13 protein-coding genes are annotated in these 17074 nt (G+C 31.6%); 3 read left to right on the top strand and 10 right to left on the bottom strand.

Features of this window, described 5'->3' with window-relative positions:
• Nucleotides 1-100: 100 nt before the first annotated feature.
• From H9L18_RS06615 to H9L18_RS06585, 7 genes are all read right to left on the bottom strand, one after another.
• Entirely contained in the window at nucleotides 101-952 is an 852-nt protein-coding gene (locus H9L18_RS06615) for an aldo/keto reductase (RefSeq protein ID WP_126791648.1), read from the bottom strand.
• A 21-nt stretch (nucleotides 953-973) separates the two neighbouring features.
• Nucleotides 974-2440: a serine hydrolase gene (locus H9L18_RS06610; protein WP_126791650.1), complete on the bottom strand. Its 1467-nt coding sequence runs from the start codon at nucleotides 2438-2440 to the stop codon at nucleotides 974-976.
• Nucleotides 2441-2648: 208 nt separating this feature from the next.
• Complete coding sequence (locus tag H9L18_RS06605; protein ID WP_126791652.1) at nucleotides 2649-3713, bottom strand: YdcF family protein; 1065 nt, start codon at nucleotides 3711-3713, stop codon at nucleotides 2649-2651.
• Nucleotides 3714-3788: 75 nt separating this feature from the next.
• Nucleotides 3789-5183, bottom strand: coding sequence for an ABC transporter ATP-binding protein (locus tag H9L18_RS06600; RefSeq protein ID WP_126791654.1), 1395 nt, complete (start codon nucleotides 5181-5183; stop codon nucleotides 3789-3791).
• The gene (locus tag H9L18_RS06595) at nucleotides 5183-5878 is read right to left on the bottom strand and encodes an energy-coupling factor transporter transmembrane component T family protein (protein ID WP_126791656.1); all 696 of its coding nucleotides are present in this window, start codon (nucleotides 5876-5878) and stop codon (nucleotides 5183-5185) included. Before H9L18_RS06595 ends, H9L18_RS06600 begins: the two co-directional genes overlap by 1 nt.
• On the bottom strand, nucleotides 5878-6477 hold the full coding sequence (locus tag H9L18_RS06590) for an MptD family putative ECF transporter S component (protein WP_126791658.1): 600 nt from the start codon (nucleotides 6475-6477) through the stop codon (nucleotides 5878-5880). Before H9L18_RS06590 ends, H9L18_RS06595 begins: the two co-directional genes overlap by 1 nt.
• 323 nt (nucleotides 6478-6800) lie before the next feature.
• A complete protein-coding gene (locus H9L18_RS06585) occupies nucleotides 6801-7091 on the bottom strand; it encodes a hypothetical protein (protein WP_126791660.1) in 291 nt (96 codons plus the stop codon).
• A 125-nt stretch (nucleotides 7092-7216) separates the two neighbouring features.
• On the opposite strand from H9L18_RS06585, the gene H9L18_RS06580 reads away from it, so the two are divergent.
• Nucleotides 7217-7411, top strand: a complete 195-nt coding sequence (locus tag H9L18_RS06580; protein WP_126791662.1) for a hypothetical protein — start codon at nucleotides 7217-7219, stop codon at nucleotides 7409-7411.
• A gap of 22 nt (nucleotides 7412-7433) precedes the next feature.
• Here the strand turns inward: H9L18_RS06580 and H9L18_RS06575 are convergent, their stop codons facing one another.
• Together H9L18_RS06575 and H9L18_RS06570 are read right to left on the bottom strand one after the other, a co-directional pair.
• The gene (locus H9L18_RS06575; RefSeq protein WP_126791665.1) at nucleotides 7434-11993 is read right to left on the bottom strand and encodes a 5'-nucleotidase C-terminal domain-containing protein; all 4560 of its coding nucleotides are present in this window, start codon (nucleotides 11991-11993) and stop codon (nucleotides 7434-7436) included.
• Nucleotides 11994-12226: 233 nt separating this feature from the next.
• Nucleotides 12227-13441, bottom strand: coding sequence for a pyridoxal-phosphate-dependent aminotransferase family protein (locus H9L18_RS06570; protein WP_126791667.1), 1215 nt, complete (start codon nucleotides 13439-13441; stop codon nucleotides 12227-12229).
• Nucleotides 13442-13610: 169 nt separating this feature from the next.
• On the opposite strand from H9L18_RS06570, the gene H9L18_RS06565 reads away from it, so the two are divergent.
• Together H9L18_RS06565 and H9L18_RS06560 are read left to right on the top strand one after the other, a co-directional pair.
• Complete coding sequence (locus tag H9L18_RS06565) at nucleotides 13611-15242, top strand: PucR family transcriptional regulator (protein WP_126791669.1); 1632 nt, start codon at nucleotides 13611-13613, stop codon at nucleotides 15240-15242.
• Nucleotides 15243-15248: 6 nt separating this feature from the next.
• Nucleotides 15249-16073, top strand: coding sequence for an alpha/beta hydrolase (locus H9L18_RS06560; RefSeq protein WP_126791671.1), 825 nt, complete (start codon nucleotides 15249-15251; stop codon nucleotides 16071-16073).
• A gap of 56 nt (nucleotides 16074-16129) precedes the next feature.
• On the opposite strand, the gene arcC is transcribed toward H9L18_RS06560, so the two are convergent.
• On the bottom strand, nucleotides 16130-17056 hold the full coding sequence (arcC, locus tag H9L18_RS06555) for a carbamate kinase (RefSeq protein ID WP_126791673.1): 927 nt from the start codon (nucleotides 17054-17056) through the stop codon (nucleotides 16130-16132).
• Nucleotides 17057-17074 lie beyond the last annotated feature (18 nt).

Genomic DNA, 17074 nt, shown 5'->3' with positions numbered 1-17074 from the left:
CTCTCTATCTATCAATACTAAATACTATAGTAAATAATGATTACTTTCAACTATAATAAAACAAAAAACGATACTTTTTTTCAAGTATCGTTTTCTTTATTTAAAAGTCTACATTATCAGGGTCTTTTGCAAATCCTGCTTTACCTTCTAGTTGAGCTAATAGAGCCATATCCTCTTTAGATAATTCAAAATCAAAGATAGCTAGATTTTCTTTAATTCTCTTAGGTGTTACTGATTTTGGTAATGGTAAAAATCCTTTTTGTAACGACCATCTCAAAACAACTTGTGCACTTGTTTTGTTATAACGTTTCGCTATATCATTTAATTCATTTAAACCAAGAATTTCGCCTGTTCCAAGAGGACTATATGCTTCTAACAAGATATCTTGTTTTTGACAAAATTCAACAATTTTTGCCTGATGGTCACTTGGATTTAAGAAAATTTGGTTTACTACTGGTTTTATCCTAGCCGTTTTTAACAGTTCTTCTAAATGATGAGGATGAAAATTAGAAACTCCTATCGATTTAATTTTCCCTGCTTCTACCGCTTCTTCCATCGCTTGCCAACTCTCAGCATTCCATTTACTATATTCTCCTCGAATATCTACAGGGTTTGGCCAATGAATTAAATACAAGTCTACATAATCAACATCTAAACGTTTTAAAGAATCATCTATTGCCTTAGTCGCTTTTTCATACGAATGACTATCATTCCACAACTTGGTTGTTAAAAAGAGTTCTTCTCTTTTGATACCACTTTTCTTAATGGCACGGCCAACACTAGCTTCGTTTTTATAGATAGCTGCTGTATCAATATGTCTGTAACCAGCTTCTAAAGCATCAAGAACAGCTTTTTCAGCTACATTTCCGTCAGGAGCTTGCCAAGTACCAAATCCAACGACAGGTATCATTTGCCCATTACTTAGTTGATAATTACTTGAGATAGTATTCATATAAATGCCTCCTAATATTTATTATTCTTCAGGTTGATTCACTCTACTACTTCTTCTTTCTTGTCTTTGACGAGCTTTTTTTCTTCTTCTATTAGATCTAATTAAAAGAATAATCAAAATCAATAATAACAATAAAATTGAACCAAACACAATAACAGCTGCCTTAATAATTGGGTTAGATAAATCAACTGTGTTTTTTAGCGTATCAATTAAATTTTTAGTATGTTTTTTTGTCGTGTCAACAACATCCGTTGCGATATCTTTTTCGACTGTTTCATATTTAGTCTCAACTGGTTTGATTTTTTCAGATACCGGTTTTAATGGGTTATCTAGCGTAATCGTTTTGTTTTCATTGATGAGAACTTTAGGTGTTTCGTCTTTTTTGACAACATCAGAAAGATTTTCTAAAACATCAATTTCTTTTTCATCAATTATTTGCTTTCCTTTTTTAACAAGTTCTTTGTATTCAAAATGATTGAATCCATAGTTTAAAATAGCATTAGCAAACGGATGACGTTTATACTCTCCTGTTTGGTCACTCCAATCACCCACACCAAATACAATTGCGATTAGGCGTAAATCACCACGTTTAGCTGTTACATCTAAATTAAAGGCGCCAGATGGGCTAGAACCAGTTTTTAAACCATCTACACCTTCAAAACCATAATCTCCGTCCACATCATCATAAACTTTATCTGGTGAAGGAATGGAGTAATTATAAGTTTCAAATTTTTCTTCATTTGGTGTTCCTTCCATGACAGTCACAGTTGGTTTACTTGTATATTCTAAAATTTGAGGGAAATTCTTGATTAGATTATACGTAAAAATAGAAAAATCTTTTGCTGTGGTTTCGTTTGAACCATTTATATCCAAACTACTTGTATCAATTCCTTCTTTAGCATACAACCCTTGGAAAGATGAGATTTCAGCACCTGTAGCATTAACAATTTTAGTATTAGACATACCTAACTCTTTTGCTTTATCGTTCATCATTTGTAAAAATTTAACCGCATCTGGTTCAACTTGTTCAGCTAACATCATTGTTGCTACGTTTGAAGACGGAACAAGAGCCATTGGGATAAGCTCTTTAACAGGATAAGACACACCTGCCACGATTTTATTATTACTAATTTCATAAATATTTGCTATTTGTTGATGTCTTTCTGTTGCTTCTACCATTGTATCCATATTAAATTTACCTTTTTCCATCGCTTCATAAACAAGGTAAATAGACATTAATTTCATTATGCTTGCTGGGTTATGTGGAGAATCTTCATTTTCACCCCACAGAAATTTTCCTGTGTTCGCATCAATTAAAATAGCTGATTTAGGTTTATCTGATTCAATAACTTGATAATTAGCTTCTTTTATCAAATCCATCATAGATGGCTGTGCTTTTTCTTCTGCTAATACTTCTTGAGATAAGATAGTAGCACCCACCATTAGTGTCATTACAAAACTTACAACATATAAACTAAACTTCTTCATTCATTAAATCCTTTCTAACATAACAATAATTTTTTTAATAATCTTACTATATCAAATATTTACTTCCTTTTGGTAGTTTTCTTTTAAAACTCAGAAAATATTAAGAACTTTTTCTGATTAAAAATAACTTGATGTGTTAATTTATCCGATTGAATCATACTAACCTAAAAAAAGACTAGACTCATCAAGAAAAATGAGTTTAGTCTTTTTAAGAAACAAAAAGTTGTAGAGCTAACATTAAAAGAGAAATAAAGAAGATACAGCCAAAAATAATTAAATGTCTTTTTTTCGTTAAAGCGAGGTATCCGATATATTCTCTAATAAAAGCAGTTGGTAAATAGTAAAATTTAGTTTTAGCTCCAATTCCTCTAGCAAAAATGCCTGATTGGTAAGCTAATTTACCTGCACGTAAAATATGGTAATTGTTAGAAGCTATAACAATATTTTTACGATTGAAATTTTTAATATTATCTTTTTGATAGGCAATTGCTTCTGATAATTGAAGGTTCTCTTTTGTATTTTTTGATTTTTCTTCTAAATATACAGAGCCAAGTTGATAATTTTTATCTACTATATAATTCATCATTGCTTGAGCTTCTGATATTTTTTCATCAGGTCCTTGCCCACCTGATAAAATAATGGTTGGTTCATGATTTTTTTTATTTTTTTGTTTATTAAACAATTTCACCGCAACATCAATTCGACTCGCTAATAAGGGTGTAACTCTTTCTCCATCGATTAAACCCGCTCCTAAAACAATGATGTAATCGACTTTTCCAAATGTTGGAAATACATTGTATAAAAAGGATGTTATCAGGTAGAAAAAGAAAACAGATATCACATAAGAAAAGCACATGCTAATAAACATTGAAAAAGCAATTACATAAGGATTATGTCCATAATATGCTAAGACAACAACCATTACCTGAAAAGCAATTAAGCCCAGTGCAACAAGTAAGGGAAGTAAATTACTTAATGAAAATCCCTCTCTTTTTAAAAGTACCCTCTCGTTCCAAAATAAAGCTACTACTCCTGTAAATAAGCCAAAAATGCCAACAATTGCTAAAAAGATAACTCCTGGCATAGCGACAGCAATCGCTAATTGGCTACTAACTCGTTCTAATTGAATAATAAGTGTTATATACAGAAAACCAGCTAACATAATGAAGAAGAATCCTGTCCAAAGACTTGTTGGGCGAAAATACATCCAATATGAAAAACATATCAAAGGCATTAAAACCCCAATAATAAACCATATTAATCCTAGTCCCATTCATGTCCTCCTTTTCATTAGCTTTATCATTACTAACATTATTTTAACATATTTAGATTCTATAAAAATATTTTTTTAATCAGTATTTTTATTATCTAATTTTATTATTTTTTGACAAGTAGAATTAATAAACTCCTTGTCATGAGAAATAATGAGTAAAATAATATTAAATTCTCTTATTTTTTTTATCATCTGACTCACTTCTGTCATGTGTACTAAATCTAATCCACTAGTTGGCTCATCTAAAATAATTATTTCTTTTCCTGAGAGGACAGCACTTGCAATAGCAACTCTTTGCTTTTCTCCACCTGATAATGTTTGCGGATGACGGTCTAAGAGTGAATTTAATTGCAGGGTCTCAACAACCGTCTCAAATAAATCTAATCGTTTCGCTTTTGCTGTGATCTCCTTTTCGACCGTCTCAAAAAACAATTGGAAATTAACGTCTTGCATCACTAAAAAGCTTTTTTTAATTAAATCTTTTCTAGATTGCTTTTTACCGTTATAAAAAATACTTCCAGCCGTCGGTTTCAATAATCCGGTTAATAAATGAGAAAGAGTTGTTTTACCCACTCCATTTTCTCCAATTAATCCGGTGACACAATTTGATTGAACCAAAACTTCATCCATTTCGATAATCGCTTTTCCTTTTTGGTAAGCATATACTAAGTTTTCACAAATTAATTGATTCACTGAATCATCAAGAGTATCCAATTTTTTAGTCAACTCAATAAACGGTTTTCTCAATGTTCTTAAACCTAACCCAGATAATTCTTGATCTGAATAAGAAAGAAGCTCCTGTTTTGTATAGTTACCTATAATTCTACCGTTTTTCATTAAGATGAATCGATCAACAATTGGCAATAAATAATATAATCGATGTTCAGCAATAACAATTGTTTGTTGCTTGTTTTTTAACCAAATTAAATAGTCTGTCAAAATATCAATATTCTTTTCATCTAAATTACTAGAAGGCTCATCAAGTAAAAACAATTCGTGAGAAATCATACAAGCAGAAGCAAACGCCACTCGCTGTTTTTCTCCACCAGATAGTTCAGTCATTTTTCGATTCCAAAAATGTGATAAGCTAAACGTTTTTGAAATAGCTTCGATTCTTTCTATCATCTCTTCTCTAGAATAACCATAGTTTTCCATCACAAAAGCTAATTCTGAATAAACATCGTTCATAAAGAATTGTGTTTTCGGGTTTTGAAAAACAACTCCAATTTCTTTTACGTAATCATTAAACTGTTCAGTTGGTAATTTATGTGTCAATGATTTAAATTCACCACCGACTTCTCCCTCATATAGTTCTGGAACCAGTCCATTCAGTACTCTAATTAAAGATGATTTTCCACTACCACTTTCACCACAAACAACAACACATTCACCTCTTTGTATCTCTAAATTTATATCTGATAGAATTTCTTTATCACCATAAGTTAAACTACCTTGACTAATAGATATCATTAAAAGAATACCTCCCAACAAAAAAAGATGATTAATACTAGAAAAACAATATAATCCTGTACTTGAAATTTAACTTCATAAATACTTGTACCACTATCTTCGCTACCTAAACCTCTTACAAGTGAAGCTGCGGATAAATCTAAAGAAGTTGTTTCTACTGAAACAAGTATGGGAACAATAATACATTCTAACGTTAAAAGCGGATGTTTAATTAAGTCAGACGAATTAATTCCGATACCTCTAAATTTCATCGCATTTCTAATTTGCTTAAAATCTTGAATTAATACAGGGAAAAAACGACAGACCACTGAAAATGGCACAATAATAACTTTTGGTAATCTTAACTTCTTCATAGCCGCAATCCATTCGCTCATTTTTGTATTATTAGAAGCTAGTGTCGCAGCCATAACAGGAGGTATTAATAAACGGTTCGCTACTAATAAAAATGAAAATAAAGCTGTTAATGGGCCCTTTATCTCTTGAAAAAATTTCAAATCAATAACTGTAATAATCAAGTAAAGACTAGTGAGTATAAGGCCTTTTTTAAAACCACCATTTAACCATAGTAAAATAAACATTAGAAAGATAAAAGTTACTTCGACAAACCAATCTACACGAAACATCAAAAGAAAACTAGCAAAAATAACAATTGCTAGTTTACTCCTAGGATCAAATTTTAAGTATTTCTTTTCCATTATTTTATTCCTTTACGCGCTTCTTTTGAAAAATGCTTTTGATAGATTTTTTGACCAATTGTTAAACCTAAAATACTTAATACTAAAGTTGCTCCCATTGATATAAAAAAGGACGCTGTTGTAATCGGGGCAAAGACACTATTAACATAAGTCATATCTTTACCACGGTTTAATAAAGAAGCAACGTAGGCTTCCTTCATAAACCATAAAGGCAAGATTGGTCCAGTTAAACCAAAACTAAATACAACATAACTTAAATAAGTTTTTAGCTTTTCTTGCAAATTAGTTTTATTTTGAATCCAATCGGCTATCAAAGGAAATACAATACTTGGTAAGAATGCCAAAGGAAAATAACCAAATACTAAGAAAAAGATAGCCATGACAGAGCCAACAATTGTGATAGCTCCAAACTTAGGTACTCGATTAATGACGATTAGATAAACCACTCCAGAAAAAAGTGCAGATAACCCTGGTATGAATAATGTATTAAATGTTGGGATGGTAAATCTTAATAAGAAAGTTGCGATTGCTACTACAAAAAAATAAACAGTGGCATAAACCCCTGATGATATTAATTCTTGAACTTTTAATCCTTTCATCAAAAAACTCCTTTTAAATTTTTAAATAACCTCTTTCGAGATATGAATGATTCATTTATTATACCATATTCAATTGAGAACTAAAGTCAATTAGAGTTCAACTATCAAAAAAATAATAAAAAAAAGGTTGTACCTTTCGGCCAACCTTTTCTTCACGTTTAGAGAGTACATAAAAAGAACAAACTCTAAATGTTTGACTATTCATATCTATTGTACCTGACTTGTTATAGTATGTCATCACTTTATTTACATATTATTTAAAAAAATTCAATAATTCGTTTTTAATTGAGTATAATTAATTAATCTATTCGGCTAAAAATAGGTTAGTTTAATTTTAAAACAGTTTTTACTTTTTCCAAAACATCTAAAATTTCGTTGCGCGTTGGGTAGTCGCTAACAACAAGTAAATTTTCACACTCTCTGTGACAAGTATTACTTATTGTAAGATAAGCAGCTTCCTCTTTAGCTAATTCATTAATTGAATCGATATCTATATTATTAAATATATCCAATCTATCTTTAATAAAAATTTTTAAAAAATTGGCATGTTGTTTTGATAAATCACTGTAAAAATTTAAAATAAGTTCATTTTTTTCGCTTTTAATACATAACACTTTACCACCCCTTCTTATAAAGATACTTCTTTTATAATAATCGGTAATTTATTTTAAATGTTAAGTTTCATCAATCGCTTTATTTGTTCCTATATGTTTTAATAACATCTAAAAGGAAGTGTATTATGACATTTAAACGTTTTTTTCAATTATTTATTTTTTATATTTTCTCTGTTTTAATTCCTCTTATTTTAATTAATTATTTAACCATTAATAATTTTTGGTTAAAAGTTATTATATTTAGTGTGTTAGGCTATAGCATTTTAACATTACCTCTAACTATCTTAACGATTAAGAAGCAAAAAAAAGCAACGAAATAAAATTCGTTGCTTTTTTGTTTACTTATTTTACTGCATTTTTGTTGATATAGCCGTGCCATTTACCGTCATTATCATATAATGAATAATAAGTTGCACCGTTCATATGGTTGTATTTACCTCTAGCAGTAAATGTTTTACCCATTAAATCATCAGTTGTATTACGTTTTTTCCAACTGAAACTTGACCATGTGTTGTAGCCTTTTTTATTAATTTTAACTTTTTTACCGTAACTAATGTAAGCTCCTTGTCTACCATCGCCAACTTTTACAGCGTTAGCATTGATATAACCTTTCCATTCTCCTTTATCATTATAAAGTGAGTAGTAAGTTGAGCCGTTAAAATGTTTGTAACGTCCTTTAGCTTGGTAAGTTTCGTTAAACACTTTTTTAGTTGCTGTACGTTTTTTCCAGTTAAAGTTAGACCAGATGTTGTAATTGTCTTTAGTGATTGTTACATAACGACCATCAGAAATATAAGCACCTTGTTGACCATTTCCAACTTTCACTGCATTTTTGTTCACGTAACCATGCCATTTACCTTTGTTATCATATAATGATAAGTAAGTAGCACCATTCGCATGTTTGTATTTACCTCTTGCTTGGTAAGTGTTACCTAATAAGTTATCAGTCTTATTACGTTCTTTCCAATCAAAGTTAGACCAAGTGTTGTAACCAGTACGGTTAATTGTTACATATTTACCATACTTAATGTAGTCACCTTGTAAGTTTGTAGCTACTTTTGTTGCATTTTCATTGATATAACCTTGCCATTTACCTTTTGAATCATATAAAGAAAGGTAAGTTGCACCATTTTCATGGTTATATTTATATTTAGATGTAAAGATTTCGTTTAACACATTATTAGAAGTATTTCTCTTCTTCCAATTAAAGTTAGACCATAAGCTATAGTTTTTCTTAACGACTTGAACATAACGTCCATCTTTAATAGCTGGTCCTTGTGGAATTGAGCTCTTACCAATAATACGGCTATAAGGTATTTCTTTAGAGTAGCTTTCCAATTCTTTAGCAGATAATTTAGTTAAGTATGCCATGAAGACTTCATCCATTGATGGACCTTGCTCAACAGGTTTACCTTTAAGCATTGTATAGCCATCGCCACCTGCTGCTAAGAAGTCGTTTGTTACCATGTTGTAAGTAACATTATCTTTTCTTGGTACCTCTACAAATTTACCTGATTTATCTTTAACTTCAATACGAGTCACACGTTTACCAGCAACACCATTTTCTGGTTCTGCTCCTTGTAAGTTTGAGTCATATGTTACTTTAATAGAATCAGATACTTGTAAGAATCCACCGTTTGCTCCTAAAGCAGGAACGCCGTTTTCATCAAGAACAACATTACCATTGTCATCTTTTACGTGAATTGAACGTAATGAATGTTCAAACATGGCATAAATTTCATTACCAGTTACTTTAATTTGAGAAACTGTGTTACCAAATGGCATAATACCAACGATATCACCTTTAGTTACTTTACCAGGTTTGATTGAAGTACGAATACCTCCACCATTCATGATGGCAAAATCAGATGGATCTTTAAATCCTTGTTTACCGTAAGCAATTAATGAATCTCCAATTAAGTTACCTAAGTTTGTTTCACGCGTACGAACGTTTTCTCTTTCACCATTTAGCATGATTTTATTGTCTTCTAAAACAACTGCTGACATTTCTTTATCAAAGTTAGCTTTAGCTGTTGCAACAATTGCTTCAACTTCTGCATCTGGTGTTAAATCTTTTAATTCACTGAATGGATGTAAAACAGCTTTTACTTCAGGTTTTTCTTTTGTATAATCACCTGTCATCATACCAACATTATTTAAATGTTCGCCTGTTTGTCCAATTAATACATTCTTATCTTTAATACCATCTTTTAATGGTGTATGAGAATGTCCATCAGCAATAAAGATTTTATCTTCAGGGTAGTATTTAGCTAATTGTTCAGCTAAGTAAGTACTTGTTTCATCTTTCACTGTTGTTTCATCAAGTCCCAAGTGAGTCATGAATACAAAGTAATCAATTTTTTCTGTTTTCTTAATTTCTTTAATTGTGTCTACGGCTACTGGAGCTGGTTTTTTAAAGTCAATTTTGATTACATTATTTGGATGTGTTTTAACACTTGTTTCAGGTGTTGTTAATCCAATTAATGCGAATTTTTTATCTTCGCCATTAACTTTTTTATTTTTAATTACGTAAGGATCAAATGGTCTTTCATCTTTTCCTTTGTAATAAACATTAGCTGAAACAATTGGGAAGTTTAATTCTTCTTTATATTTCAATGCTGTATCTAAACCAAAGTCAAACTCATGGTTACCTAAAGTCATAGCATCATAACCTACAGCGTTCATCGCTTTAACCATGTCCATACCTTTAGAGTAGTTAGAGATTGGTAATCCTTGCATAGCATCTCCAGCATCTACTAAAAGGTCAGGTTTTTGGTTATTTTTAAATGTTTTAACACGGCCTAAACCAATTGAAGGGCTGTATTTATCTTCTTTATATTCCATACGTCCATGCATATCATTAGTGTGCATAATTTTAACATTGTCTGCACCCTTCATGTATTCATCAGGAATTAATCCTGCAGCATGCAATTTATTAGCATTTAATTTTTTAACGTTTGGTGTACGTCCATCAGCTGATGCTTCAATTTTGAAGCCTTCAGTCCCTTTTTTACTTTGCTCAAGGATATACTCACGAGCTGGATGGTCTAAATCAGCACCAATAATTTCAAAGTTATTTTCAATTTCTTCTTTAGGGTCGATTACTTTTTTGTCTTTAATGTAATCAACGATGTAACCGCGTAATGTTGCTGGATCTGATTCAAAGTAAGGTTTTGGATTAACTAAACCATCTTTTGCCATTCCTTCAAAACGGTAATTATTCATCGCAATTTTGAATACTTGGTCATCTTTTACTTCTTTACCTTTGAAAGTTAAATCTTTCAATCGTTGACCTGCTGGTTTAGAAATATCAAATTTATATTTCACACCTGAAATCATGTCATAATTGTAAACTCTAACTTTTGAATTGAAGCCAATTGTTACATCGCCTTCTTCATATTGTTGGTAATAGCCACCTTGTTTTTCCAAATATTTTTTAAGTTGAGCACCAGTCATTTCAGTTGCTACTAATGTATTAGGATATTTGTAAATACTAAACACATCTGAGAATTTGATTGGGCCTTTGTCTAGTTTACTGTCAAATTTGAATAGAGCCGCTGAACCAAGATCAGCTCCTGTTACTTTCATTTGAACATTATTAATTAATGAAATCATTGCAGTTGGTTGTAATTGTGCTTCTGGAATACCAGGAACACGTTCTTCTGGTAAGAAGTTATCTTTAGCTTCACCAATTACTTCGTTCACATGCTCAACAGTTTTATTGTGAGCTTCTTTTGTTGCTTCTTTAACTTCTTCGTCACCTTTAACACCTTTAACTGAAAGTGTTTCCGGATGAGATTCTGTTACTTTCCACTTACCATTTTCTTTTTCTAAGTCTAAATCAATTTTCACCATACCAGAGCCAGTATCCTTAACGGCTGCTGCTGGTTTTGGAGTTCCTTCGTTATCGTTAATTTTTTCAGCGTATTCACGGTGATCATGACCTAAAACGAAAGCATCAATTTCAGGAACTTCTTTAATCACATTACGTGCTGCTGCACCTGGATCACTATTGTCAAGACCAGCATGGATTGAAGCAACAATTACGTCAGGTTTTTCAGTTTCTTCTAAAATTTTAACTTGTTTTTTTGCTTCAGTGTTTAATGGTTTAAACTCTAAATCTTTAACTTTATCTCCATCCCACATTGGAACATGAGGAATTGTCATACCGATAACTGCTACTTTTAATCCATCAACATCTTTAACATAAGTTGATCCAACAAAATTTTCATCTGTTCCTTTAAGATAAGTATTAGCAGATAGCAATGGGAATTCAGCTTGTTTTTCAACACGTTTAATTAAACCGGTTCCAAAGTTAAATTCATGGTTACCTAATGCCATTGCATCATAACCAATTGTATTCATTGCTGTAATAACTGGATGATCTTCATTTTGTAATTCTGGTTTAGAACTATACAAATCATCTGTTAAAAGAGTTCCTTGTAAGTTATCACCAGCATCGACTAAAATATTATTTGGGTTGTCTTTTCTTTGTTGTTTAACAAGTGTCGCGATTTTAGCAAAGCCTAAATCAGCTTCCTTGTCATCTTCATATGACCAATCCCATACGTTTCCGTGAACATCAGATGTTCCTAAAATTGTTAATGTTTTCTTGTCAGTTGACTCTTTTTCTTTGTCAGCATCTTTTTTTACTTCTTTTTCATCAGATTCATTCTTTTTGTCTTTACCATCAGCGTCTTTCTTTGTTTCACTGATTTCGACTTCTTTAGCTTCCTCTTTTTCAGTTTTTGAAGATTCTTCTGACACTTCTGTTGTTTCAAGGTCATCTGATTTGTCTGACAACGTTTCAGCCATTACTGATGCTGTAGGCGTAACTGTTCCTAAAAGTAAAAACGTTAACATTGAAACATTTAATCTTTTTAACCACTTATTACTCTTCAATTTAATTCCTCCAATCTTATTTTAGAAACCTTTAATGCTCGTAAACCGGTTTACCATACCATAAACCAACTCCCCTTATTTTAAAATGATACCCCTTACATTGTACCAAATCTTCTGAAAAAAGCTACATAAAATCATTGTTTTATTAGTTAATACCCATTATTTCTTAAATTGACACTTATTTTAGACAAAGAAAAAACAAACGCTTTAACAACATTTGTTTTCTCATTTTATTATTTTGATGTTAAATAGACATTGAGTGCTTCTTGTACTGCTTTTCCTGGAGAAACATTTGCACCGTGGAAAATAAGAACAGCCTCTAGTGCTCCTAAAACATGAAGCACATTTTCTTTTCGGCTACTATATCCCATGTTACCAATACGCCATACTTTGTTTTGCAGGGGACCAAAAGAAGACGCTATTTCAATACCAAATTCTTCTAAAAGCATGCTTCGAACACTTTCTCCATCAATTCCTTCTGGTATCAAAATAGGAGTTACTGTTGGCATTTTAGTTGTCATATCACCATACAGTTCAAGCCCCATGCTCTTGATACCAGCAACAATAGCTTGATCATTAATTTTATGACGTTGATAACTATTTTCTATACCTTCATCAAGTAAAAGACTTAATCCTTCATGAAGCGCATAAATCATACTAGTTGCCTCTGTATGATGGTTAATTCTTTCTTGATTCCAGTAACGTTCCAATTGAGACAAATCTAAATAATTACTTGAAATGTGTCTCTTATTTCGAATATCTTTACTTAACCCTAATTCCTTCTGATAACGACTTGCTAAAACTTTTTTCACCCGTTCATTATAAGTAATTAAAGATAAACCTGCTGGAACACTGACACATTTTTGACTTCCAGCAATTGCTACGTCAATTTGCCATTCGTCTACTTTGATTTCAGCTCCACCGTAAGTTGCGACTGTATCGACAACAAAAAAGAGGTCGTTCTCTCTACAAAACTCACCGATTTCTTTCAATGGTTGCATTTGACCATTAGCAGTCTCCCCATGAACCATTGCAATAATTTTAGGTTGATGTTTTTTTATAGCATCGATCACAACTTTAGGTTCAAACACACTATCCCATTCTTTTTCAATATAAATAACATCCGCCTTGGCTCTTTCTGCTATTTCACCTAATAGATAAGCAAATCTCCCATAAGCAGGGATTAATACTTTATCACCTGGTTCAATTAAAGCTATCAAGGCTGCTTCTAAGCCCGAACGACTAGTTCCGTCAATCGCAAAAGCTTCTTCATTCTTTGTCTGAAATGGAACTTTTATCATCTCTTTGACTTCATCCATCACCTTTAAAAACATCGGATCGAATTGCCCTAAAATAGGAGTACCCATTACTCTTAAAACGGAAGGATAAACTTCAACTGGTCCTGGTGTCATAATGGTTCTAGCAGGTATTCGTATTTTTCTACTCATTTCTTTACTCTCCTTTTTTTCTCTTTCTTTTATTATCCTCGTATTACACATTTAATTCATTGTGCAAAATGACCTATTATGATATTTTTTTGTTCATAACAAACAAGTATGAAAGTAAAAAAATAAAGTTTTTTGTACTATAATAGAGATAAGAAAAGAGGAGATATACATGACACTATTAATCGATTTATTAGAGGTTCCAAGATTTTCTGATTTAACCTTCTTCACTGATGGAAAACATAAAGAAATTGATATTAAAAATATTGAAATTTCTGAAACACCAGACATTGCTCTTTACATGCCTGAAAATAGTGTTCTTTTGACAACTGCCATGTATTATCAATACAACCAATCTGAACTTAGACAATTGATTGATACTTTAATTACCATTAACTGTGCTGGTTTAGGAATCAAACTGGGCCGATTTCTGGATGACGTAGACCAAGAAATCATCGATTATGCTAATCAAAGACATTTCCCTATCTTTTCGATACCCAAAACAAAACCTTTAGGTGGGCTTTTGCATAAACTAACTAATTATATCCGTCATATTCAAACAGAGGAACTTACCTATGCTCTAGATATTCAAAAGCAATTTTCTAATCTTCTTATTAATGATGCGACGATTGTTAAAATTATTTTGGAATTTAGTAAAATTGTTGAGGTACCGATTATCATGGTTAATCCTTTTAAACATGTTATCGCACAGTCTCAAGACTTTTTTACAAATCATTTACCAACCCAATTTATTACGTCTCAGTTAATTGATTTAAACAGCTTTTCTGACCGTAATCAGAGTACCGTTAAAATCATTGAAGACCGGAATAAGAATAAACTACAAGCAGCAGTTTATCCAATTAAAAGTAATCTTTTCTATCCCTATTTTTTAATTATATTAAAACCAGAGCAGATTCCTTATCCAGTTTCAGAGTTCGCGATAGAACAAGCACTCCTTGTTTTGAGTTACGTCTTACTTAAAAACGAAAAAATTGAAGAATCCAAAAAACAAATTAAAAGTGATTACTTTACTAATTTTATCGGTAAGCAAAGTAATCATCCTAATAATACGGATGAACTTTATTTATTTGGAAAAAACTTTGGGATTCAGTACGCACCTGAGTATCGAATTATTTTTGCTTCAATCAAGGGAGATTCAAAAAATAGAAAACAATATGACGAACAAATGGAACTTGCCTATCAATGGTTAAATTTAAAAATTGAAGACTTGTTCAGCCATTCTATTATTTTTATTGAAAAAAATACAAATCGTCCGGTCATTATTTTACAAGGTAACTACTCTAATGAGTTTATTAAAGAAAAACTAATGATTTTAATTAATGAGTTGAAACAAACTTTACCTATTGATTTACGCTTTTATTGTGGTCAAGAATGTCAAAAAATTGATGACTTATCCTCTTCATTTATCGAAGCTAAAATTGCTTATGATAATTTTATGTCTTCATCAACAGACGAGTTTGTGACATTTTATCAACAAAAAGGACTATTAAATTTACTTGAAACAATGGGAAATGATGAAATTAGCTATTTTTGCCAAAATATCTTAAAAGAATTAGCCTACCCAACTGATACTAATTTAATTGAATTACGAAAAACATTAAAAATATTTTTAGATAATCAGTGCGAAGTAACTAAGACAGCTAATGATTTATTTGTCCATCGAAATACCGTTAAATATCGAATAGATAACATTCAAGATATCTTAAAAACCACTATTAATACACCTGAAAATAGCTTGAATTTAAGACTTGCTTTATATCTATCTGAAAAAAATAGAAAGTGATGACTAATGAAAAAAGAATTTTGCTACACAACTTTTAATAACTTAGAATTATGGGGAACTTACTACTCAGCAAAAGAAACTTCCTCAACACAACCTCTCATCGTTTATTTTCACGGTGGTGGTTTAATATATGGTAATCGAGATGATTTACCTCAAGAACACCTAGAAATATTTTTGGATAATGGGTATTCAGTCATCACACTTGACTATCCTCTTATTCCTGAAGTAAAACTTGATGTTGTACTAGAATGTTTAAAAGAAGGTATACACTATGTTTCAGAGAATTTTCAACAAGATTTTATTTACTTTGGCCGTTCTGCTGGAGCCTTTCTTGCTCTTCAATTAGCCAATTGTAATTCTTTAATAAAACCAAAGAAAATTATTTCATTTTACGGGTATTATTCTTTGAATGAACCTTTGCTACATCAAGCCAGTGATTATTATAAAAAAGTACCGATAGTTCCATTTATGACAGTTCACCATCTAAAAAGAAAGCAACCAATTAAGGAAGCTCTCATTGAAGAGCGCTTTCCTATCTACCTTTCTTTTAGACAGTCTGGTACTTGGGTTAAAGAATTACTCGGAAGAAAAAATGAGATAAACGATTTCAGTTTAACAACTGAAGATTTACAAAAATTACCTCCAATTTTTGTTGCGGCAAGTGAACATGATCAAGATATTCCTTTCCAGATTAACCAAGAATTAGTCAACCAAGCATCAAATACTACCAGTTTTTTTGTTAAAGATTTACCCCATGACTTTGATGCAGACCCTATAAGAGAAGCTGCTATTTCTTGCTACAAAGAAGTGATTAAGTGGTTAGAACAATAAAAAAGAAGGATTGTGACTTGATAATCACAATCTTTCTTTCTGATTAAATAATAGGTTTATCCTACAACTCTTGTTCCAGCTTTTCCTTCTAATGCATCTGCTGCTTCATCTAAAGAACAAATGATAGCTGTCTTTCCTTGCTTAGCAAAGTCAATACAAGCTGCCATTTTAGGCCCCACACTGCCGTCTGAGAAATGGCCTTCGTTATAGTATTCTTCTGCTTTTTCAATGCTAATTGTTTCCAATTTTTCTTGATTAGGTTTTCCATAATTGATATAAACATTTGGAACATCTGTTAAAATCATTAAAACATCTGAATCAACTTCTTCTGAAAGTTTCAAAGCAGATGAATCTTTATCAATAACTGCTGCAACACCTTCTAATTGCCCTGATTCATTTTTGGCAACGGGAATACCTCCACCACCAGTTGAAACAACGATAATTTTATTTTCAAGCATTGTTCGTATAACATCTACTTCAACGATTGTTTTCGGTTTTGGTGAAGGAACTAATCGGCGGTAACCACGTCCTGCATCTTCTCCCATTACCCATCCTTTTTCTACTTCTAATTGTTTACTTTCTTCTTCAGTATAAAATGATCCAATTGGTTTTGTTGGTTGTTTAAAGGCTTCATCCTTTAAATCAACTTCTGTCATTGTTAGAACTGTTGCCACATTTTTTTCTGGTAATCTATTTTTTAAAGATTCCTGTAACATATAACCAATAAATCCTTGCGACTCTGAACTACAAATTGGTAACGGTTGAACAGGTATTTCTTCTTTAGCTAACTCATTTTGTCTTAAAATTTGCCCTACTTGAGGTCCATTTCCATGAACAATAACTAATTCATGCCCTCTTTTAATGATTTCAGTAATGCTATCTGCACTAGCCTCGATATTAGCTTTTTGATTTTCATAACTTCCGACTTGCCCTGGCTGTAAAATAGCATTGCCTCCAAGAGCTAAAACGACACGTTTTTTCATTTCTTAACCTCTTTTATT

It is taken from the genome of Vagococcus carniphilus (assembly GCF_014397115.1).
GTDB classification, from domain to species: domain Bacteria; phylum Bacillota; class Bacilli; order Lactobacillales; family Vagococcaceae; genus Vagococcus; species Vagococcus carniphilus.
This window is presented reverse-complemented; position numbering and strand designations above follow the sequence as displayed.

Bases quoted from the DNA above. Each gene is read 5' to 3' on its own strand.
- H9L18_RS06615 (WP_126791648.1), bottom strand. From the start codon at position 952: ATGAATACTATCTCAAGTAATTATCAACTAAGTAATGGGCAAATGATA.
- H9L18_RS06610 (WP_126791650.1), bottom strand. From the start codon at position 2,440: ATGAAGAAGTTTAGTTTATATGTTGTAAGTTTTGTAATGACACTAATG.
- H9L18_RS06605 (WP_126791652.1), bottom strand. From the start codon at position 3,713: ATGGGACTAGGATTAATATGGTTTATTATTGGGGTTTTAATGCCTTTG.
- H9L18_RS06600 (WP_126791654.1), bottom strand. From the start codon at position 5,183: ATGATATCTATTAGTCAAGGTAGTTTAACTTATGGTGATAAAGAAATT.
- H9L18_RS06595 (WP_126791656.1), bottom strand. From the start codon at position 5,878: ATGGAAAAGAAATACTTAAAATTTGATCCTAGGAGTAAACTAGCAATT.
- H9L18_RS06590 (WP_126791658.1), bottom strand. From the start codon at position 6,477: ATGAAAGGATTAAAAGTTCAAGAATTAATATCATCAGGGGTTTATGCC.
- H9L18_RS06580 (WP_126791662.1), top strand. From the start codon at position 7,217: ATGACATTTAAACGTTTTTTTCAATTATTTATTTTTTATATTTTCTCT.
- H9L18_RS06570 (WP_126791667.1), bottom strand. From the start codon at position 13,441: ATGAGTAGAAAAATACGAATACCTGCTAGAACCATTATGACACCAGGA.
- H9L18_RS06565 (WP_126791669.1), top strand. From the start codon at position 13,611: ATGACACTATTAATCGATTTATTAGAGGTTCCAAGATTTTCTGATTTA.
- H9L18_RS06560 (WP_126791671.1), top strand. From the start codon at position 15,249: ATGAAAAAAGAATTTTGCTACACAACTTTTAATAACTTAGAATTATGG.
- arcC (WP_126791673.1), bottom strand. From the start codon at position 17,056: ATGAAAAAACGTGTCGTTTTAGCTCTTGGAGGCAATGCTATTTTACAG.